This is a genomic window from Lysinibacillus sp. NPDC059133 (assembly GCF_042755925.1).
GTDB lineage: Bacteria > Bacillota > Bacilli > Bacillales_A > Planococcaceae > Lysinibacillus.
Map to the genome: position 1 here is coordinate 88,920 of NZ_JBHZDH010000001.1, position 20,089 is coordinate 109,008.

At 35.9% G+C, this 20,089-nt stretch carries 20 protein-coding genes and 1 pseudogene; 13 read left to right on the top strand and 8 right to left on the bottom strand.

The genetic code is table 11. From position 1 onward, the window contains the following. Positions 1 to 20: 20 nt before the first annotated feature. The 3 genes and pseudogenes from ACFXN8_RS00400 to ACFXN8_RS00410 form a co-directional block, all read right to left on the bottom strand. On the bottom strand, positions 21 to 212 hold the full coding sequence (locus tag ACFXN8_RS00400; protein ID WP_049666523.1) for a hypothetical protein: 192 nt from the start codon (positions 210 to 212) through the stop codon (positions 21 to 23). Positions 213 to 481: 269 nt separating this feature from the next. Beyond that, a pseudogene (locus ACFXN8_RS00405) lies at positions 482 to 1,554 on the bottom strand (LLM class flavin-dependent oxidoreductase). Between the two features lie 22 nt (positions 1,555 to 1,576). Beyond that, positions 1,577 to 2,755: an MFS transporter gene (locus ACFXN8_RS00410; protein ID WP_386842151.1), complete on the bottom strand. Its 1,179-nt coding sequence runs from the start codon at positions 2,753 to 2,755 to the stop codon at positions 1,577 to 1,579. 291 nt (positions 2,756 to 3,046) lie between these two features. Between ACFXN8_RS00410 and ACFXN8_RS00415 the strand changes: the two genes are divergently transcribed. Then, positions 3,047 to 3,628 (top strand): TetR/AcrR family transcriptional regulator, encoded by a 582-nt coding sequence (locus ACFXN8_RS00415; RefSeq protein WP_386841874.1) that lies wholly within the window; start codon positions 3,047 to 3,049, stop codon positions 3,626 to 3,628. Positions 3,629 to 4,053: 425 nt separating this feature from the next. Here the strand turns inward: ACFXN8_RS00415 and ACFXN8_RS00420 are convergent, their stop codons facing one another. Further along, positions 4,054 to 5,235 carry a pyridoxal-phosphate-dependent aminotransferase family protein gene (locus ACFXN8_RS00420; RefSeq protein WP_386841876.1) on the bottom strand — a complete coding sequence of 394 codons (1,182 nt, stop codon included), beginning with the start codon at positions 5,233 to 5,235 and terminating at the stop codon, positions 4,054 to 4,056. A 167-nt stretch (positions 5,236 to 5,402) separates the two neighbouring features. On the opposite strand from ACFXN8_RS00420, the gene ACFXN8_RS00425 reads away from it, so the two are divergent. Then, entirely contained in the window at positions 5,403 to 6,482 is a 1,080-nt protein-coding gene (locus ACFXN8_RS00425) for a DUF1835 domain-containing protein (protein ID WP_386841878.1), read from the top strand. 59 nt (positions 6,483 to 6,541) lie between these two features. Here the strand turns inward: ACFXN8_RS00425 and ACFXN8_RS00430 are convergent, their stop codons facing one another. Further along, positions 6,542 to 7,027, bottom strand: coding sequence for a hypothetical protein (locus ACFXN8_RS00430; RefSeq protein WP_386841880.1), 486 nt, complete (start codon positions 7,025 to 7,027; stop codon positions 6,542 to 6,544). A gap of 562 nt (positions 7,028 to 7,589) precedes the next feature. On the opposite strand from ACFXN8_RS00430, the gene ACFXN8_RS00435 reads away from it, so the two are divergent. The 9 genes from ACFXN8_RS00435 to ACFXN8_RS00475 all read left to right on the top strand — a co-directional run bounded on the left by ACFXN8_RS00435 (position 7,590) and on the right by ACFXN8_RS00475 (position 14,779). Then, positions 7,590 to 9,257 carry an amidohydrolase gene (locus ACFXN8_RS00435; protein WP_386841882.1) on the top strand — a complete coding sequence of 556 codons (1,668 nt, stop codon included), beginning with the start codon at positions 7,590 to 7,592 and terminating at the stop codon, positions 9,255 to 9,257. Beyond that, a complete protein-coding gene (locus tag ACFXN8_RS00440) occupies positions 9,226 to 10,077 on the top strand; it encodes a nitrilase-related carbon-nitrogen hydrolase (protein WP_386841884.1) in 852 nt (283 codons plus the stop codon). The genes ACFXN8_RS00435 and ACFXN8_RS00440 overlap by 32 nt, the downstream gene beginning before the upstream one ends. A 99-nt stretch (positions 10,078 to 10,176) precedes the next feature. Continuing rightward, complete coding sequence (locus tag ACFXN8_RS00445) at positions 10,177 to 10,374, top strand: DUF3311 domain-containing protein (protein WP_386841886.1); 198 nt, start codon at positions 10,177 to 10,179, stop codon at positions 10,372 to 10,374. Then, positions 10,374 to 11,855 (top strand): sodium:solute symporter family protein, encoded by a 1,482-nt coding sequence (locus tag ACFXN8_RS00450; protein WP_386841888.1) that lies wholly within the window; start codon positions 10,374 to 10,376, stop codon positions 11,853 to 11,855. Before ACFXN8_RS00445 ends, ACFXN8_RS00450 begins: the two co-directional genes overlap by 1 nt. 186 nt (positions 11,856 to 12,041) lie before the next feature. Next, a complete protein-coding gene (locus ACFXN8_RS00455; RefSeq protein ID WP_386841890.1) occupies positions 12,042 to 12,728 on the top strand; it encodes an NERD domain-containing protein in 687 nt (228 codons plus the stop codon). Between the two features lie 26 nt (positions 12,729 to 12,754). Then, positions 12,755 to 13,078 (top strand): pyrophosphohydrolase domain-containing protein, encoded by a 324-nt coding sequence (locus ACFXN8_RS00460; RefSeq protein ID WP_386841892.1) that lies wholly within the window; start codon positions 12,755 to 12,757, stop codon positions 13,076 to 13,078. 10 nt (positions 13,079 to 13,088) lie between these two features. Next, positions 13,089 to 14,087: an HNH endonuclease gene (locus tag ACFXN8_RS00465; RefSeq protein ID WP_386841894.1), complete on the top strand. Its 999-nt coding sequence runs from the start codon at positions 13,089 to 13,091 to the stop codon at positions 14,085 to 14,087. Between the two features lie 147 nt (positions 14,088 to 14,234). Further along, on the top strand, positions 14,235 to 14,456 hold the full coding sequence (locus ACFXN8_RS00470; RefSeq protein WP_386841896.1) for a YdbC family protein: 222 nt from the start codon (positions 14,235 to 14,237) through the stop codon (positions 14,454 to 14,456). 215 nt (positions 14,457 to 14,671) lie between these two features. After that, on the top strand, positions 14,672 to 14,779 hold the full coding sequence (locus tag ACFXN8_RS00475) for a putative holin-like toxin (protein WP_376071682.1): 108 nt from the start codon (positions 14,672 to 14,674) through the stop codon (positions 14,777 to 14,779). A 165-nt stretch (positions 14,780 to 14,944) separates the two neighbouring features. Here the strand turns inward: ACFXN8_RS00475 and ACFXN8_RS00480 are convergent, their stop codons facing one another. Both ACFXN8_RS00480 and ACFXN8_RS00485 read right to left on the bottom strand, forming a co-directional pair. Continuing rightward, positions 14,945 to 15,571, bottom strand: a complete 627-nt coding sequence (locus ACFXN8_RS00480; protein WP_386841898.1) for a nitroreductase family protein — start codon at positions 15,569 to 15,571, stop codon at positions 14,945 to 14,947. Between the two features lie 96 nt (positions 15,572 to 15,667). Next, positions 15,668 to 16,912, bottom strand: a complete 1,245-nt coding sequence (locus tag ACFXN8_RS00485) for a ferredoxin reductase family protein (RefSeq protein ID WP_386841900.1) — start codon at positions 16,910 to 16,912, stop codon at positions 15,668 to 15,670. 204 nt (positions 16,913 to 17,116) lie between these two features. Between ACFXN8_RS00485 and ACFXN8_RS00490 the strand changes: the two genes are divergently transcribed. Further along, a complete protein-coding gene (locus ACFXN8_RS00490; protein WP_376071690.1) occupies positions 17,117 to 17,605 on the top strand; it encodes a metal-dependent hydrolase in 489 nt (162 codons plus the stop codon). Between the two features lie 58 nt (positions 17,606 to 17,663). Here ACFXN8_RS00490 and ACFXN8_RS00495 read toward each other — a convergent pair whose 3' ends face one another. After that, a complete protein-coding gene (locus ACFXN8_RS00495; RefSeq protein WP_376071693.1) occupies positions 17,664 to 18,485 on the bottom strand; it encodes a squalene/phytoene synthase family protein in 822 nt (273 codons plus the stop codon). A gap of 763 nt (positions 18,486 to 19,248) precedes the next feature. Here ACFXN8_RS00495 and coaW point away from each other — a divergent pair. Further along, on the top strand, positions 19,249 to 20,085 hold the full coding sequence (gene coaW / locus ACFXN8_RS00500) for a type II pantothenate kinase (protein ID WP_376071698.1): 837 nt from the start codon (positions 19,249 to 19,251) through the stop codon (positions 20,083 to 20,085). Positions 20,086 to 20,089 lie beyond the last annotated feature (4 nt).

Here is a 20,089-nt window from a genome sequence, read left to right on the forward strand (position 1 = left end):
GTGTTTTTGCTCATTTAGCGTTATTTATATAAATAGTCCAACGCTTGATAATCTTGCTGATAGCGTCCGCCGTCCGCTACTTCAGCGTGATATAGAGCTTTTAAAGCGTAATTTTTTTGCAAATCCATTTCGGACATTAACTCTTTTAGGCGATCATGTAATTCACGGTTTTCTTTCACAAGTTGCTGCATTTGTGGTTTAAAATATTTCATACTGTCTAACTCCTCAATTTATAACGTGCTTATTAGTATAACACTTTTAGCTTTTGAAAATGCACTTATATTCATAATTCTGGCTGTAAAAGATTATTCAGTCAATCATGCCGTGAAGTATTGGCCTAAATTGCAATTTTACTTCAGATTTCCTAAGTCCTTGTTTTGGGTATGTCGGCTTGGCAACAATTCAACACCGCCAAAATTTCTTCACGCAAGGAGGAAAGGGTGGAGATTTGTATAAATTCCTCCTGTTAAATAATGATATCTTAAAGAAATGGATGTCCTTCTCGTGCCATTTCCTTCTCCCATTTGGCAACTTCCTCACGTACAAGAGGAGCAACTTTTGTTCCGAGCAATTCTATAGCTTGCATAACTTGATCATGCGGCATTGTACTTAATGGTACGTACAGCATAAAACGTGTAATCCCTACGTGTTTACGAAGATGGATGATTTTTTCAGCAACTGTATCTGGATCACCTACATATAAAGCCCCTTCCAAACTTCGTGAGCATCATAGCTAGAGCGATCATAATATCGCCAACCCCGTTCTTTACCCAATTTATTCATGCCCGCCTTTGTTGATGGGAAAAACGTATTCGCTGCCCACTCAGTATTCGGGCCAACAAAACCTATTGAATGAGATCCCACCTGAAGTTTTGATAAATCATGCCCTGCTTGAGCAGCTGCCTTTTTATAGAGCTGTACTATAGGTGCAAACTGCATTGGGTTGCCACCAATGATTGCTAGCATAAGTGGTAATCCTAAAAGTCCTGCACGGATGGCAGATTGCTGATTTCCTCCACTACCAACCCATATTGGTAAGGAGTTTTGAATAGGTCTTGGATACACACCTAAATTATTGATTGCTGGTCGATGTCTACCTTCCCATACTACTTTTTCTGACTCTCGAATTTTGAGAAGTAAGTCCAAATGTTCCTCAAATAGTTCATCATAATCATTTAAATTGTAGCCAAACAAGGGGAAGGATTCGATAAAGGAACCACGACCTGCCATAATCTCAGCACGCCCATTTGATAGTCCATCTAATGTGGAAAAATCCTGAAAGACACGTACAGGATCAGCTGAAGATAGAACTGTTACTGCACTTGTAAGCCGAATCTTTTTTGTTTGTGGAGCTGCAGCAGATAGTACCATTGCTGGAGAGGATGCAGCATAATCTTCTCGATGGTGCTCGCCAACACCAAACACATCCAGCCCCACTTGATCTGCAAGAATGATTTCTTCAACCACTTCACGCAAACGTTGTGCATGACTAATCACTTCACCGCTATGAACATCTGGTTTTGTTTCTACAAAAGAGGTAATTCCTATTTCCATTTGTTATCTCTCCTAATCAAATCTAATATTTTGTAAACCGTTTAGTCGTAACCCAAAAAATAAGAGCAAGTGCACTGATTAAAGCTCCGAGGAAACAAACCCCTTCCCAACCAAAGTGTGCATACATCTGTGTAGAAGCAATTGAGCCGCCAGCACTGCCGATGGAATAAAACATCATATATCCAGCAGTAAGTCGACTCCGTGCCTCTGTACGTAATGGAAGAATCATCGTCTGATTAGTGACATGTACTGCCTGTACGGCCAAATCAAGCAACACAATACCTACAATTAATGCCAATAACGACAGTTCTAGATAGTTGATAAACAACCATGAAATGAGTAATAGAACTAAAGCAATACCTGTCGTTCTTTGTCCGTAACCTCGATCGGCCAGTTTCCCGGCCTGTGCTGCAGCTAGTGCACCAGCCACTCCAACGAGACCAAATGCGCCAATTACACTATGTGAAAGAGCTAATGGTGGCGCACTAAGTGGCAGAACAAGCGAAGTCCACAAAATACTGAAATCAGCAAAAATTAGCATGGCTAGAACTGAGCGGATGCGTAATGTTCTTTCTTGTATAAACAGAGTGAACACGGATTTAATTAGCTGATGATAGGGGAGTGATTTTACTTCACGCTCCACCTTTGGTAACACCTTCAGAAACATACAAACCATTACAAGCATGAGGGCGGCAGAGACTAGATAGACGGAACGCCATCCTGCAAGGTCTGTTAATAGACCAGCGAAGGTTCGAGCAAGCAGAATGCCGATGACGATCCCGCTTGTAACAATACCAACAACACGTCCACGTTCTGTAGGGGAAGCCATAGTTGCTGCAAACGCCACAAGTGTCTGCGTCACAACTGCAAGTAGACCTACTAAGGCCATACCTGTAAAAAGCACCACGCTAAAAGAAGCAGTACTAACTATAAACAAAGCCGTTGTGGATAATAGCATCTGTCCGATAATCAAGCGTCGTTGGTTTAGTAAATCTCCAAGAGGCACCAGAAGTAATAAGCCCAACCCATAAAAGATCTGCGTGATGGTAATTACAACACCTATTGTCGAGTGATCAATATTAAATTCATTAGACAATTGATCAAGCAACGGCTGTGCGAAATAAATATTGGCGACAGACATTCCACAGGCTGTTGCGAATAATAAAGTTACAGTTCTAGACATAGAAGGTTGTAGATTCATCACAGATGCATCCACTTCTTGCCTCAGATCATTGTCCACACCATATCCTCCATTCGTTATTGGATTTTAATTATAACATACCGTTCGGTACAATATAATTATTGGTAAATATATCTTAGTGTTGTTTATAATGTCAAGGGTTTATTTGAAATTATTTTACTCCGCATTTACCTAATACAATGAAAATTGACAATAAAAGCAGCTGATTATACAATGTTTACATACTGTTTGGTATTTAAAATTTTAAAGTGACGAACTCAATAACTCTTAAACAATGGAGGTGGATTTTTTATGGCAAGAACCCGTGAATTTGATGAGGAAAAAGTTTTAGAGGCTGCCATGCAGTTATTTTGGGAGAAGGGCTATGAAGCTACTTCTTTAAGTGATCTCACTGCTAGAATGGGGATTCAACGTCCGAGTATTTATTCAACCTTTGGTGATAAGAAGGAACTATTCGAAGCAGCACTTCGTAGATATACGACATCTCGTGCAGCTGATATACGAGCTAGACTTCAAGGTCATACCTCTGTAAAACAGGCATTTGCTATTTTTTTTGAAGAAGTGATTGCTACTGAATATACGAAAGAACTTAGTAATGGCTGTTTTTGCATCAATACAATGGTTGAAGTAGCTCCTCATGATGAGAGATTTGAAATCTTAACGAGAGAACATCAACTTTATCTAGCCGTCATTTTTCAGGAGACAATTGAACGAGGAATCCAATCGGGTGAGTTAGAGGAAGAAACGGATGCAAAGTCTTTAGCACAGGCTCTAATTGTGGCGTTAATTGGATTAACGGTCATGATGAAGTCTCAACCACAAAAATCATTTATTGACAATGCAATCGCAACAACTCTCACATTACTCAAATAAATTTTGTAAACTATTAAACGAATAAAATTAAATAGTACATGTAGAGGCTGAGACAAAACAAATTTCTGAAATAGCGATGAATATTCAAAAATATGCGACAAGATGGTAAAGTCTTGTCTGCATCTAATCGACCACACAATTTCACTTTTTTCACTTCTTCTCGAGACTATTTATGTCCCAGTCTCAATATAAAAAGCCATAACGAAAAGTTTATTTCGGACCCCTTGATACTAAAGGGATTAAATTAATGAAATTAACTCAAATAAATAAACCTCCAAATCCATACATAGATTTGGAGGTTTAAATCTTTATCCCACATTAATAGGCAGTAAGAGAGAAAATAAACCAGCTAAATGGGAGATTAACTGCTCGTATAAGCCCAATTGGTGAAGACTAACCGTTGGGGATGCAGAAGACCTCACTGATTAAAGTTTCACTTTATCATGGCATTGTTTTCGCTGAGCGGTTAAAAATACTTCCTGTGCTGCCCGTACGCCTGCACCTGGCTCGAAGTCATATTCAAAGTCTTGAAGTGCTGCTTCCATTAAAGAAACGGCTTGTAAAATATCACTTGGGAAGCAATAGCCCATATGGCCAAATCTGAAAATTTTCCCCTGCAAATGGCCGAGTCCTCCAGCGAAATCTAAATGATATTGTTGCTTTAAATGTGACAAGAAGTCACCGAGTGCAATCCCTTTTGGTGCCATAATCGATGTAATGGTCGGAGAAGCATGCTCATCAGAAGTAAGAAGTTCAATATTAAGGGCATTCATTGCATGACGGACCATGTTTTTCATTAGCTCATGGCGGGCAACAGTCTTTTCTAAGCCTCCTTCTTCCTCTATAAGTTTACAAACCTCGTGGAGTCCATAAATAAGTGTTACAGTAGGCGTGTTTGGCGTCATCCCTTTTTCCGCCCAGTTACGATAGCTTAATAAGTTTAAATAATAGGATGGTGTATTATTTTCTTCAATAACGTGCCAAGCTCTATCACTAACGCTGACAAGAGAAAGACCTGGAGGTAGCATCATCGATTTTTGAGATCCAGTAACAAGAATATCGATTCCCCAGGCATCCATTTCAGCAGGAGCCCCACCTATGCAACTTACACCATCGACAATACATAATGCGTCCGTTTCCTCACGTACAACTTGTGCTAATTCAGCAATTGGGTTTAAGATACCAGTCGAAGTTTCATTGTATGTGACAAAAACAGCTTTAATATCTTTCAACGGCTGCAAGAATTCTCGTAACTCCTTAGCTGTGCAAGCTTGTCCCCATTCTTTTTCAAGCTTATGTACATGAAAGCCGTATTTCTCACAAATCGAAACGAAATAGTCTCCAAATGCTCCAACAGTGATCACAACAACATTTTCACCAGCAGAAACAGTGTTAACCGCCGCAGCCTCTAAAGCGGCTGTACCACCTGATGGAAGGAGTAAAATATCCTGCTTTGTCCCGAAAACAGGTTTTACTAATTCAATTGTTTCACGGTAAAGCTCTACAAATTCATTGCTTCGATGACTAATAATATCGCGATTCATCGCAAGCTGGACCTTTTTCGGAATTGGCGTAGGTCCTGGATGTCTTAAAATATTTTCATACACAATCATCAAACCCCTTTGTAATTAAAAATTAGAAATTCTAAATTTTCTAACTATAATATAGCATATTTTTTCTGCTATCTAACTTCTTTTTCAAAGAGAGTAGAAAATATAACGAATAGTTCCTAATTTTTATATGATAAAATTTTTATATAAAGGGAGGCTGAGCTATGGAATCGAAAGTAAATTATCCATTTATTTATTTTTTGTTGGAATCAAACATGGTTTTTGTCTATAGAATTAAAACACTTAATTATCTAAACGCATCGGATTTGATAGATAGTAATGAATGGGAGGCATATGAATTACAGCATCATACTCTATTTGAAACATTCAACCATGAAGATAGTAAATCAATTGAGGATTTGGGGTTCTGGCTAGAACACGATAAATTAAACGACATAGTAGAAATTATAAATGACTGCATTCAGAAACAGCGTTCTGTAGACCGACGATTAACAACGCAGGCAGTTCATATTGTGAGCTCTGAATCTGCTGCTGGTTCAGTGAGAGTAGCGCTTGCACCACCTAAACATGTGATTGGATTTCCTGATTGTTTCTCAATTGGACCATTATGGAAGTTGGAGATAAAAAGAGGACAAGCCTTCCGCAATGATTGGTTATTTGAAAATATTAACGATGGACAGGAAGATGTTTATCAAAATAAGTTTACAAATACTTTGCGTGAAATAGAAGATATTTCAAATCATGTTCCTATCTATATTTGGTATGGTAATAATGCCGATGAACAATGTGGGCTGCGTTTTTTCCTCTATTTATTGCGAAATAAATCAAATGAGATTTTTCTTATTAAAACAACAGAACATAGTAAGACTAATTGTGCGACAAGTCAGCTAAATTCACAGCAATTAGCGCAGCTATTTGTGGACATAAAAGAAAAAAAGCCAATAACTATCCAAGACCGTCTTATTTACCAAAATGAATGGGAAACTTTATCGCAAACTAACGATGTTCTGCGCCTATGGATTAATAATGAAATAAAAGAGGTATCAGAAAAATATTTTGATTCACTTATTATAGTGACGATAGAAAGGCTACATAATGAACAAGCAACAAAAGATTTTATAAAGACGGGAACAGTGATTGCGGAACTCTTACCTTTAATGGACGAGCTTCCAAGTGTCTTCTTTTTAGAATGTAGAATAAGATTTTTAGTCTATAGTGGGGTGCTTGCATTAAAAGGTATTCCTAAGTCCATGAGACACTATAGTGTGAAATTACGTGAATAAGTAAAAAAACCACTTTACCCTTTAAAAGGTGTAAAGTGGTTTCTATTTTGCATATATAATTATGCAACGAAAGGTTTATTCATCTTCATTAAGCCGTAGATAAAATAGAAAAGTCCGAATGTAATGAACGATAAAATAATATACAGTACTGCTCTCCCAGGCTCACCAGACCAACGATAAAAGAGGCGATATGTGAAATACAAAACATAAATACAAACACCTAATGATGAAAGTATACCGATAAATGGAATAAATGCAACCAGTAAAAATCCAGCATAAATTAGAACATTCTTTTTCGCTTCGGCACGAACTGTTACGTCATCATCACCTTTTGCAGTTAATAGGAAAAGGCTATAAACGTTTATAACAGGAATCCAAGCAACATAGGCAAGATCATCAAAGCCATTTGCTTTAGATGCCTGATAATAAATAAGTGAACTAATAATATAGCCTATAATACCCATTACAAGAAAAATCAACATAATGATGAGAAAAAAACCGGCGAAAAAGGCATCAGTATCACTATAATAATAAGAATCGTACATTGGAAAACCTCCTTTCAAAAAAATACTTCCTAATAATAACAATACTTAAATGTTAAATCTATAGTAGGAAATATTAGGAATTTGATGATAATCGTACATATATACTATTTTAAGGTAAGGTGTATCTTATTTCCGTGATGAATTTTTGATAAAAGATTGATCAAATTGTAAAAATGAATTTGGAATTATTAGAAGCCTAGTGGTGAAGAATCATTTTATGCATATTTTTAAATCCATCGAAGAAAAAGAAAGTCTCTAATAATAGAATAGTTAGAGGTTGATTATTGATTATATCTATAGAAATGTTGAACTTCGGTAAGGAACAGCATAAATGTGTTTTTCTATGAAGGTGAAAAAGTGATTGAAATATAGCTTAATCTTTTTTCAAATAGGGTTTTTATAGTTATTTAATAACAACCCTTTTAACCTTTTGTCTAAAAAAAAGTAAAATTACTTACTTTTTGTAAAAATATAAGACAATCTATTTTTAGTAAAATAAATGAATAGACGAACATAGTCTCTTTTCTCTGATTATTCAAAATATGCAACAAGGGGGATTTAGATGCAAGCGAACATTGCTTTTTTTAATGGGGAAGTAATTACTGTAGATGGACAAGATTCTATCCGAGAGGCTCTAGCGATTTCTGATAACAAAATAGTAGCAGTTGGTTCGAAAGAGGAGATAAAAGAATTAATTGGTGACTCTACACAAGTAATTGACCTGGAAGGAAAGTCAATTCTACCAGGAATTATTGATGCTCACTTACATCTGGTCATGTATGGTACTTTTCAACTCAGTATCAGCTGTAAAGAGCCCGGGTTGGATTCCGTAGATGCAATTTTGACTGCTTTAAAAGATAAAGCTGCTACTACACCAAAGGGTCAGTGGATTCGTGCTTGGGGTTTCAATGAACAAACTGTTAAGGAAAAACGATATCCTACTCTTGAAGAATTGGACAATATTACGATAGACCACCCAATCGCCATTACCCGTACTTGCGGTCACATCGGAATTGTAAATTCAGTTGCTTTACGTCTATCAGAAATTGACGAAACAACACCTGATCCCCAAGGTGGTTTTATTGAAAGAGATGCAAAAGGTCAACTAACTGGACGATTGATTGAAAATGCTTATATGCAATTTAGTAGGTTTGCGACTTTTTCAAATGAAGAAGTTTATCAAGCTATTCAAATCGCGCAGCAACATTTCTTAAAAGTTGGCATTACAAGCGTTCATGAAGCTGGAACGTTTACAAAGGAAGATTACCGAATGTTACAATTAGCCTCCCAAAAAGGAGATTTGAAAATTCGTATCTATGCGATGATTGCTAGTATAAATGACTGTAAACAGTTCACATTAAATATGATGGAATCTGGGGTGTTAACTGGAACTGGAAATGAATTCTTTAAAGTGGGTCCTGCTAAATTGTTCACAGATGGTAGTAGTACAGGTCCGACTATTGCGACCCGTGAAGGTTATACAAGCAATCCCGACGACTATGGAATCTTATATTACTCCGAGGATGAAATATATGAAGTGCTTGGTAAAGCACATGAATTAGGCTATCAAATTACTGTACATGCACAAGGTGACCAAGCAATTGAAACGTATTTGAACGTTGTAGAACGGGCTTTAAAAGAAAATCCTCGTGAAAATCATCGACATCGCATTGAACATGCTGGAATTTCAAGCCCCGATTTACAGCAACGAATGAAAGAGTTAAAGATGATTCCAATACCTAATCCACCATTTCCGTATGAATTTGGTGAAAGTTATTTAACGAATTACGGTGAACGTACGGACTTTATGTACCCTGCGCGAGACTTTATTGACCAAGGAATTATTACTGCTGCTGGGTCAGACTCACCAGTTACAACCTACAATCCGTTTATTGGAATTCACGAAGCGGTCAATCGACTCACTGCCAATGGAATTTCATTTGGCGGAAAACAAAAAATAGATGTTCTTGAAGCCATTCGTCTATATACCTATAACGGTGCATATGCAAGTTTTGACGAGGATATAAAGGGTAGTTTAGAACCCGGTAAATTAGCAGATATGATTGTACTTGATCGAAGTATTTTGAAAGCCCTTCCACAAGAATTAAAAGATATTCAAGTCGAATTAACAATACTAGATGGCGATATTCTTTTCGAACGCTCTAACGAAAACATACTGATGAGGATGGGGGACTCTTATGACAATAAAAATTTCAAGCTGTCAATTTGAATTGCAAAAAGTTGATAATTTCTCTACCTTTAAAGACCGAATTTTACATGCATTCAATGATGTGCCACTTACAAGTGATTATGTGCTCTTACCAGAGTTATTTACGATGTCTTTACTAACAACTTATAACAATTACAATCAATTCACAGAAAAAGATAATGAGAAATTAGGTTCCTTTTTAGATGACTACCTTGAATTTTTTAATAATCTTTCAAAGAAAAGAAAACAGATTATTATTGCAGGTTCAACAATTGAGCCCACCTATGAAGGAAATTATAATACGACCTATATCTTTGATGGAGAGGGCAATGTATTAAAACATAGGAAGACACATATTTTTCCTGCTGAATCTGGTTGGAACACTATTGAGGGAAATGAATTAGAAGTTTTCAAAATTGGACCAGTAACATTTGGTATTGCAATTTGCTATGAAATAGAGATTCCAGAAATTGCACATATATACAGTCGAAAAGGTGCCGATATTATCTTTTGCCCTTCCTATACGTTCTCTGAATATGGTTTCTGGAGAGTTCGTCATTGTGCTCATGCACGAAGTATTGAAAACCAACTCTATGTCGTTCATTGCCCTACGATTGGCGAAATCCAAGGACCCATTCAAAATGGACTTGGGACAACCGCTATTATTGGCCCTGCTGACTTACCTTGGACAAAAAATGGCGTAATTGCAGAAACCACAAGTAAATCAAGTACAGTTGTTACAGCTGAACTATCTCTTGAAGATCTTTACGAAAATCGTAAAAATGGGGCTGCAACAACTTATAAAGATCGTATCCGTAGAAAAGACATTTATACATTATGAATCCGTGTTTTGAATTCCAAATTTCCATGCTTATTCTCGTTAAACTAAGGGTTACACTACTTTTTTGTACGATAAAATAGAAATTCAAAGGAGGCTTATATGAAAAACATTAAACTGTTATTGTTGATACCGTTTATTGGAATGTGCTTATGTTTGCCCTTTGCAAATAAAATAGAGCCTTATATCTTTGGCTTACCGTTTCTCCTGTTCTGGATTATCCTCTGGATGATTTTATCGTCATTAGTGTTAGCGATTGTGTATAAATTGGATCCTGAAAACCAAGGAGGAGATGAATAATGAATATTGCTTTACTGATTATCTTTGCATTTGCATTGATTGCTCTTTTCCTTGGTATTCGAGCAACACATGGGAAAAAAATGAATGTCGATGAATTTGCTGTTGGTAATAAGGGTTTTGGTACATTATTCATTTTCCTACTAATTGCAGGAGAAGTTTATACTACTTTTACATTCCTCGGTGGTAGCGGTTGGGCTTATTCGAATGGAGCCGCTGCTTTTTATGTACCTGCATATATTTGTTTAGCATATGTTTTATCGTATTGGATTGCACCGAAGATTTGGAACTATTCTAAAGATCACCATATTATTTCTCAACCAGAATATTTTGCTTCCCACTATAAAAGTCCGATATTAGGATTAGTTGTATCATTTTTGGGTGCTGTCGCATTGATCCCATATATAGTTATACAATTAAAAGGGTTAGGTATTATTGTTTCGGAGGCTTCCTATGGAGGAATTAGCCCAATTAGGGCTAGTACTATTGGTGCCATAATTATTACAATTTATGTTACCATTTCAGGTATCCACGGCTCTGCTTGGACAGCTGTATTAAAGGATATCATGATATTAGGAGTCATTGTATTTTTAGGAATTTATATTCCATACCATTATTTTGGAGGGGTACAACCTCTATTTGAAGCTGTAGAAAAAATAAAACCAGAAAGTCTAACTCTCGCTAGTTCTGGATTAAGTATTTCTTGGTTTGTCTCAACCATTATATTAAATGCGTTTGGATTCTATTTATTACCAAACTCCTTTTCCGTATTATTATCATCTAAGAGTGCAAAAGCGTTGAAGAAAAATGCCATTACCTTACCTTTATACACTCTATTACTCTTATTTGCATTTTTCATTGGTTTTGCAGCCATTGTAGAGATTCCAGGATTACAAGGGGCTGAAGGAGATTTATCTTTACTTCGATTAACGATTCAAACATTTGATCCTTGGATAGTAGGCGTTGTCGGTGCTGCTGGTTTATTAACTGCTTTAGTACCTGCATCTGTTATGTTAATGTCTGCTTCAATAGGATTAATGACTGGATTTTACAAGCTTGTGAAACCAAAGGCAACAGATCGCCAGCAGTTATTTGCTTCAAAAATGTTTGTGTTTGCTATAATATTGGTTGCATTCATCTTCACGATTACTGGAGGGGATGCACTAGCAATCTTAAACATTATGTCATATAGCTTAATAACACAACTTGTTCCGGCGCTCCTATTTAGTTTCTATAAAAATCGCATTCTTAACAAAATCGGTACAATGGCAGGAATTTTAATTGGTGTAGGAATCGTATTTTATGGTGCCATAACATCACATAAACTAATTGACTTTTTCCCGAACATCCCACACGTAATTAATGACATCAGTACAGGAATGATTGCTGTTATTATTAACTTTGCAGTAGCTATTGTAGTAAGTCTTGCAACCAATCATTTAGTTGCGAAAGAGAAGGTCGATATTGATACACTTGTAGCATAAAAATGACTTGATCATTTAACTTATTATATAAAATTAGACGTTTATTCTAATGTGAATAAACGTCTTTTTTCTAATTTGAGAGTTAATACAAGAATGTAAAAAATATACATGGTAAAATTGGTATAATAATATTGGGAATTATTGTTTTTTATGGAGTAAAAAAATAATGAGATAGGGGAGTTTGTGTTGCTAATTATTTTCTTTGTATTAATAGTTTTAAGCTTTTACCTCATGGAAAAAAATTATCGGAAAAGTGTCTATTATAAACTGACAAAAAATAATTTTTTTGCAGTTAAATTTAATAAAGGAAGAAATGGTGAGTACTTAACATCGAAAATTATTGAGAAGCATGCCTTACAAAGTCACAGGCAATTATTAAATGTGTATGTTCCAAAGAGAAATTCAGATGAATTAACGGAAATTGACCTTCTATTTATTGATCGAACGGGACTATATGTGATTGAGTCAAAAAACTATAGTGGTTGGATCTTTGGCAATGAAACGCAACAGCAATGGACACAAACGATGCCGAATAAGAAAAAATATAAATTTTTCAATCCGATCCGGCAAAATGCTACGCATATCCGTGCAATTCAAGATTTTTTAGACCTTCCGAAAGAAGCAATTCATTCAGTCATTGTCTTTAGCGAACGCTGTACATTGAAAAAAGTGGCAGTAACTTCCCAAAATGTACATGTTATAAAACGAGAGAATTTAAGGCGTTTTATCCAAACACAAAAGCAGACTGCAAGACAGCTTTTCTCTCAAGACGATATTCAAGCAATTTACAATAAGCTTGTGCCTCAAATGCAAGTATCCAATGAAGTCAAAAAACAACATATTCAAACGATTCAGCAGAAATATGGAAAATAATCGTATGATAAAAGGAGTTAGTAGACATGCCAATATACAACAAATTAGTACGTGATTTAATTCCACAAGTAATTGAAGCAGGGGGTAAAACATGTAACGTAAGAATATTAGAACAAAGTGAACATTTAGAAGAAATAAAAGTGAAAATGCAAGAAGAAGCATTAGAATTTCTAGAGGCAGCCTCTCCAAAAGAGGCTATTGAGGAACTTGCGGATATTTTAGAACTAGTACATACAGCTATACAAATGTACGACGTGTCCTACGAACAATTAGAACAAATACGTACTCAGAAGAAGAGGCAACACGGAGGATTTTCGAAAGGTATATATTTAGTTGAGGTGAAGGAGTAGGGGAAGTAGTATGTCGCATGATTTAAAGGTCGGTGAAATACGTGAACAATATGTAACTGAACATCAGATTTGGCAACATCTGAATAATTTTTACTATCGTTCATCAGTCGCAACTTCTTATAAGTATGTGTTTTTTAAAGCATTGCTTGAAAATTTATACAATGTAGACGAGAAGTTAGTACTCAGTTATGATCAAATATTTTATTCTTTCACAAATATATATTGGAATTTAGTAATCCATCACAAGTTAGCACAATCACCGAATAAAAATAAACCCGCTCGTGCCCAATCCATTTTGCAGAAATATGCTAATGACGATGCTATCCCTCCAGAATGGCAATTCGATCAGCTTTTAGATTCTTTGCAACTAAAAATCGTCAATGAGGTGAAGCGTGATTGTAAGCAGAACGTTATCGGCGCATTTTATGGAGATACAGCAGGGGTATTCTATGAATTTGACATCAAACATGCACATTTTCGTTTTAACAATCCTGTCTATCAATTCATGAAAAAATACCAGCGTATTTTAACGAATCTAACAAATTATCATTTAGTCAAATATCTCGAAAAAGTGAATGAAGCCACAAGTATGGCTTTGCTCTCTAAAATAGAAGTAATTTCAAAGCGTAGTTCTTTAGAGACGTTTTATAAAGTTCTTACACAATTTGAAAAAAATAGATGCTTCTATTGTAACTGTGATTTATCAACCAATCGCCGAAAAACACACGTCGACCACTTCATTCCTTGGAGCTTTGTTCAAAGTGATAATTTATGGAATTTGGTGTTGGCGTGTAATGATTGTAACTTACATAAAAGTGACAAAATCACAACTAGATTTTATTTAGAGTCCATGCTCGAAAGAAACCATAATTTAGTGTTAATTGTTAGAGAACCAACTTATTTTTATACATATGAAAATAGCAAACTTGTGGATTTATATGATTACTCAATAATGAACGGATATACGACGTTATGGGAGCCGGGGAAGGTACACATGTTGAAGAATTAATTTGATTTTATTACAGAAGAACATAGAATAACTTTGACGGGTTATACGTTTCTTTAAAAGTGGAATTATTTCATGCGTTGTCACGTTTGATAATCTTATTATTTCAAGATATAGTTTTTGTCAGAGATACATGAAGGAGGAATTCATATGGCAGAAATTAAATACAAAATTATTGAAACGATTGCGGTATTATCGGAGGGCAATAAAGGCTGGAAAAAAGAATTGAATTTAATTAGTTGGAATGATCGTGAACCGAAATACGATATTAGAGATTGGTCGGAGGATCATACAAAGATGGGGAAGGGTGTTACGTTATCAATGCCTGAACTACAGCTTTTGAAAGAGTCGTTAGCTAAATTGTCAGAATAACAAAGGTATTCTTTTTTAGGTAACAACGTCAGTCGGGAGTCATGCTCATGAAGCGGCAAATGTAGAGTATAGCCATTCACCTGAGACAGGTGGAAAAACATAAATCTTCTGAGGATTTTCCGTAGAATAAATTTCTAAAAATTGTTAGACTAGCAGTAGCAACAATTCATAATGCAGGTGGCGGCTGAACTCCCTTTTGAAAGGGGGTGAGGCGGATGACAGTATTTGAAGCATTCAGTTTGATTGTACAATTTAGCCTTTTGCTAATTGCAGTACTTACACTGATGCTAAGCATTATTGTCTCTCAAAATAAAAAGAAATAGCCACCCTGCCGGCTAAGTAAGGTGGCGATTTCTACAACTTTAACTTGGTCAGCCGCTATGGTTGCGGCATGATTGTTGCTTTTGGCTGGATGTTGACGCATCCAGTCCTTTTTATTCTATAGTTAGTGTATCATATTTATTCTAAAAAGAACATTTTGTCTAGTCTTAAATGAATTTTGCAATGTCATTTAGCGTTAAACGAGATGAGCCGTAAGCTGATGCTGCTGCTTTTCCGATAGCGATTAAGACGATTGGTACTAGATTATCTGTTAATTCAAAGCGCTCCGCAAAAGCCTCTTTATTGAAGCCACCCATTGTAACCGTATCATAGCCCATATCTTTTGCTAAAAGCATGATCTGCATAGAAATTAAGCCCGCATCAAATGTAGCAATATTTTTTAGAATTTCTTTAGGAAGGTTTGGATAAAGCTTTAATGAATTTTCAATCATCATATTTTTTGTTGCTTCATCCATATAGCCAAGCTCGAAGTTTTTTGTATAGACTTCCTCTACATTATTGTACATTGCAGTATCGCCTAGTACCGCAATGATGGCAGAAGCAGTTTCTACTTGTTCCTGGTTATTAGCAATCAAACGCAGTTCTTTTTTTACTGCTTCATCTTGTATTACTAAAAAGCGCCAAGGTTGTAAATTGCTTGATGATGGAGCGGTTGTTGCCTCAACGAGCAATTCCTCTAATTCAGATTGTGGAATTTTAAAATTTGCCTCATATTTACGAACAGATTTACGATCGTGCATTACTTTATTTAAATAACTTTTAGTTGTAGTCATCGTTAAAAAAATCTCCTTTGTATTTATGATATTTTACTATACGATATACTTTTTAAAATTCCAAGTAAATCGCTCGAATTAGATTGGTTTGCATTTTTACTTAAATTTAAATGCTTCGAAGTTAATGCTTATATCTTTATTGCGGGATTTCAATTGCTTGGCAAAATGTTTTAGCATTTTTTCAGGGCCACACATAAAAATACTCGTATGCGCTGGCACTGAAAAATTTTTAAATGAAAGCCTGTCCATTTGGGCAGTATCAATAAAGTTCACTCTAAATTGTTGATTAGTTTGTGCATACTCCTGTAAAAATTCTTTATAGATAGCATTGTCTTCACCATGATAAGTGTAAAATAACTCGATAATACGATCGACGGGCTGTGATTGCAAATAAGATAAAAATGGGGTAATACCTATGCCACCTGCTATCCAAACTTGTCGTTGTGACTCATTTTCAAAATTAAAATGACCATAAGGACCATCAAGTGTGACTGGTGTATTCAGTTGAACGGAATCATATACTTTTTTTGTGAAATCACCAAGTACCTTAATAGAGATAAATACTTTTTTTCCATCGCCACCTGAAATAGAAAATGGATGAGGCGCCTTTTCTATGCCATCTTGCAAAATCTTGATAAAAATAAATTGTCCATGTCGATACGGTATTGTTTTATCAAGTGTTAGCTCCAGTTCAATAACATTGGGCCCTAATTTTTTGATCCCCGTTATGTTGCCATTATATTTAAAAAACATATCCTGATACATCGTCAACATATATAATGCTGACATAAATCCAATAGTCGCCGTAATTGCGGTAAAAATGCCTAAAGGTGTAGGCTGTAACAAATCGTATCTGCTTGAAAAATAGGCATGATAAATTCCAAATGCATAAGGGATCAGCAATAACCGATGAAAGATCCGCCAGTGCTCATATTTTAAAAATTTAGCCAAAAGCGCAATTAAAATTAACGCTATGAAACCATATTGACCAAGTGACCCCAGTTCTTTCGCAAATTCGCTGAATGAAGTTCTTTCTACTTTATCCAAGCGGGGGACTAGACCTTGTAATTGCCCATGGATAATCACCAATACTAGTGAAAATATTGCTATATATTTATGATAAAAATAAACATTCTCTAGCCCATGGAACCAACGCTCAAAAGTTTTCATTCTTGTTGCTAACAAAAAGACAAGAAAGAAGCCCGTAATGGCCATGCCTCCAATGATGTGACTAAGCCTGTTAACAGCATGGATAGGCTCTATAGGTGTAGCAAAATACCACAGTAAAGCACCGCTAGTCATTATTAGTATGATAAACAAAATTCCTTTGATAGATTTCATAAATAACCTCCAGTACTCATTTTTATCTCTAATCATCCTATATATACAATAAGAACCTGAAATGTTTCTGATTTTTTATGAGAGTATTTTCTCGATTAGACATAAAAAAGGGATTGTTTGTTCGGAATATATGTTCCTTTTTGGGATGGGGTGTGATAAATTAAGAAAGGTCAAAATATAGAGACATAAGGAGTGGAAGTAAATATGCAAGGGAATACACATATTATTGGGGGCATCACGGCAAGCCTTGCCTTTGCACAAATTTCTAATGATAATCCGCTTGTTTTAGTAGGAGCAGGCGTTATCGGTGCATTACTTCCAGATATTTGCCATGGTGGAAGCAAAATTGGAAGGAAGTTTCCTATCATTTCAAAAATGGTCAATACTTTGTTTGGACATCGTTCCTTTACACATAGTTTGCTTTTTTTATTTCTGGTTTGGATGTTACTACATACGTTTATACCTTACGAATCCATTTCACTAGGTATTTTATTAGGGATGGCAAGTCATGTTTTCCTTGATATGTGTACGAAGAAGGGTGTAAAGCTGTTTTTCCCAGTATCTATTTCAGTACGTATGCCAATTACTACAAAAACGGGTAGTAAAGTTGAAAAGGTAGTGTTTATGTTGTTAACGATGCTTTCAGTCTTTTTTAGCTATGAAATAATTTTTAAACTAATTCAGACAGTATAAAAAAGGAGCCCAGTACGAAAGTTTTTTCATACTAGGGCTCTTTTTAAAGGTGAAGGTTTTAGTCAGCTTGTACCTCTTCAACCGTTTGTTCTACTTCTGCTCGTGTCATTTTTTCACGACCTTCTTGCATCGCCTTCAATGTTTTATGGGCTAAGGCAAGGGGTAATCGACAGAATAATAATACCGTTCTTTTATTAATATCTTTCATATAAAGATCCGCTTTTGCAAGATTTTCCTCCGCGTATGCAAATAAATCATCGCGTGTCCAGCCATCAGGAACGAAACTTACTCCACGCTCATCCAGATCCTCATGCTGATTGCGTAAAATATTGACTGCTTGGAGACCACGGCCATAGCCAATCGCTAAATCGCGATCTGTTTGAATGTCTGCACCCCACGCCCAAAGCTCGGACAGCATTGTCCCAACAAGCCCTGCTACGTAGTATGTATAATCATCTAGATCCTCTCGCGTATGCACCTGCCAGTTTGCTTTTGCCCATTTTGCCATCCCAAATGCCATTTCACTTGTTGAAGCTTGGACAATTTTACGTGAGCCTTCAGGACAAAATGTTAGCCAATCTGCTAAACGAAGAGATACTTCAGGTAGCTGATCTGCATATGGCGCTAATAATGCTTCATAAGCTTCAGCATTAAATGATTCCTTTAATAACTCGCTTGTTGCATTAAGTAAATCGAATTTCACATCATTAGAAAGGTTTTCATGATCCTCAATTTCATCTATAGCACGCATTGCTAAATATGCGGCTGCCACTGACAATTTTAAATCATTTTTTAAAAAAGTAATCGGTATATAAAAAGTGCGACTAGTTTCCTTTAAAACTTGCATCGCTTCTTTATAAAGTTTCTTTTGATCTTTCACTTGTATTCCTCCGTTCAAATGGTAACACCTCTATAGTATATCGTATCGTAAAAGTGATGAAAGATAAAACAGATTGTTCAATTTATAATCAACTATTTTCAAATGGTATAGATTAAGACAAAGAGAGTGTAGATAACGCGGTTGCAATTTTTATAGGTAGGGATGGACACAGCAATGGCAAAATTGATTTCGATAAGCGAACTAGTAAATGTTGGTGGATATCAGCTAGAATTGCAAAAGAAGTGATAATGTATCGAGTGTCATTGCATTTTCACTTCTTTTGTTTTTATAGTAGAATAATGTTAAAGTTATAAAAATGCGACGAAAATCGTGTGATTAATAGAAAATAATTGATATTTTTCGTCTTTTTTTTCATGAAAGTTTGCTAAGTTATTGCACATTTATTTCAACAGCGTTAAAGTTTAGGAAGGACAAAGATACAACTTCACTTTTCGAGTAATTGTTGCTGCCGCTTCGCTTTCGCACAGAAAACATTTGCTGCTGCCGCTTCGCTTTCGCACAGAAAACATTTGCTGCTGACGCTTCGCTTTCGCGCAGTAAACAATTGTAGCTGTAGATTTGCTTTCGGTACTGAAATACAATTCATCGGATTTTGGCACAATAACTCCTTGCAAAATCCGTGATCTGTGAAGGCATGAACGTTATTCAACTGGCTTCAAAATGCCTTTTGAATAAAAGTAAAATCTAGTATATATCTCACCTTCTGAAATAGAGATTGTACGTTAATTCAAAGGAGAATGGTATGCCAAAGGCTATAGGTATTGATGCAGGTGGAACATTGACAAAAGTTGCTTATTTAGATGAGCATAATGAGCTTGTTTTAATAACTTTCCCGTCAAATGATTTGCTAGCTGTGAAGAATTGGATAATTAACCATCCAGATATTGAGGATATTGGTGTTACGGGAGGGCGTACAGAACAATTACTTGATGTCATTAAAACCATGAAATCGATTCATTATATAGTAGAGTTTGAAGCCACATTGAAGGGCGTTCGATTTTTGTTGCAAAAAGAGGGCTACTTTTTCGAGCGAAGCATGATTACAAATATTGGTACGGGTACTTCGATTCATTATATGGAAGATAATACGCATATTCGTGTTGGTGGGACAGGTGTTGGCGGAGGAACATTGATCGGATTGTCAGCGCTTACAACTGGAATCACGGATTATAATGAAATAAGAGAATTGGCCTCTAAAGGTAATCGAGAAGAAATTGATTTACTTGTAAAGGATATTTACCAAGGGATGGACACACCTATTGATGGGCATTTGACAGCTAGTAATTTTGGGAAAGTTGGTATTACAGAGTCAGTCAAACATCCAACAGAAGATATTATTGCAACTGTACAGGGGCTTGTTGGTGAGGTTATTACAACACTTAGTATTCAATATGCTGAAGAGAAAAATGCACAGCATATCGTTTATATCGGTTCAACTTTAAGTAATAACGATCATCTTGCACGTGTTATTGCCAATTACACACGTACGAAAAAACATACACCAATTTTTATTAATGATCATGGTTTTTCAGGTGCAGTCGGTGCATTATTAAATATAACTGAATATACGATTGTCTAAATAC

Excerpts from the sequence above, each read along its gene's own strand:
- ACFXN8_RS00400 (WP_049666523.1), bottom strand. The coding sequence starts at position 212 with ATGAAATATTTTAAACCACAAATGCAGCAACTTGTGAAAGAAAACCGT.
- ACFXN8_RS00410 (WP_386842151.1), bottom strand. The coding sequence starts at position 2,755 with ATGAATCTACAACCTTCTATGTCTAGAACTGTAACTTTATTATTCGCA.
- ACFXN8_RS00415 (WP_386841874.1), top strand. The coding sequence starts at position 3,047 with ATGGCAAGAACCCGTGAATTTGATGAGGAAAAAGTTTTAGAGGCTGCC.
- ACFXN8_RS00425 (WP_386841878.1), top strand. The coding sequence starts at position 5,403 with ATGGAATCGAAAGTAAATTATCCATTTATTTATTTTTTGTTGGAATCA.
- ACFXN8_RS00430 (WP_386841880.1), bottom strand. The coding sequence starts at position 7,027 with ATGTACGATTCTTATTATTATAGTGATACTGATGCCTTTTTCGCCGGT.
- ACFXN8_RS00435 (WP_386841882.1), top strand. The coding sequence starts at position 7,590 with ATGCAAGCGAACATTGCTTTTTTTAATGGGGAAGTAATTACTGTAGAT.
- ACFXN8_RS00440 (WP_386841884.1), top strand. The coding sequence starts at position 9,226 with ATGACAATAAAAATTTCAAGCTGTCAATTTGAATTGCAAAAAGTTGAT.
- ACFXN8_RS00445 (WP_386841886.1), top strand. The coding sequence starts at position 10,177 with ATGAAAAACATTAAACTGTTATTGTTGATACCGTTTATTGGAATGTGC.
- ACFXN8_RS00450 (WP_386841888.1), top strand. The coding sequence starts at position 10,374 with ATGAATATTGCTTTACTGATTATCTTTGCATTTGCATTGATTGCTCTT.
- ACFXN8_RS00460 (WP_386841892.1), top strand. The coding sequence starts at position 12,755 with ATGCCAATATACAACAAATTAGTACGTGATTTAATTCCACAAGTAATT.
- ACFXN8_RS00465 (WP_386841894.1), top strand. The coding sequence starts at position 13,089 with ATGTCGCATGATTTAAAGGTCGGTGAAATACGTGAACAATATGTAACT.
- ACFXN8_RS00470 (WP_386841896.1), top strand. The coding sequence starts at position 14,235 with ATGGCAGAAATTAAATACAAAATTATTGAAACGATTGCGGTATTATCG.
- ACFXN8_RS00475 (WP_376071682.1), top strand. The coding sequence starts at position 14,672 with ATGACAGTATTTGAAGCATTCAGTTTGATTGTACAATTTAGCCTTTTG.
- ACFXN8_RS00480 (WP_386841898.1), bottom strand. The coding sequence starts at position 15,571 with ATGACTACAACTAAAAGTTATTTAAATAAAGTAATGCACGATCGTAAA.
- ACFXN8_RS00485 (WP_386841900.1), bottom strand. The coding sequence starts at position 16,912 with ATGAAATCTATCAAAGGAATTTTGTTTATCATACTAATAATGACTAGC.
- ACFXN8_RS00490 (WP_376071690.1), top strand. The coding sequence starts at position 17,117 with ATGCAAGGGAATACACATATTATTGGGGGCATCACGGCAAGCCTTGCC.
- coaW (WP_376071698.1), top strand. The coding sequence starts at position 19,249 with ATGCCAAAGGCTATAGGTATTGATGCAGGTGGAACATTGACAAAAGTT.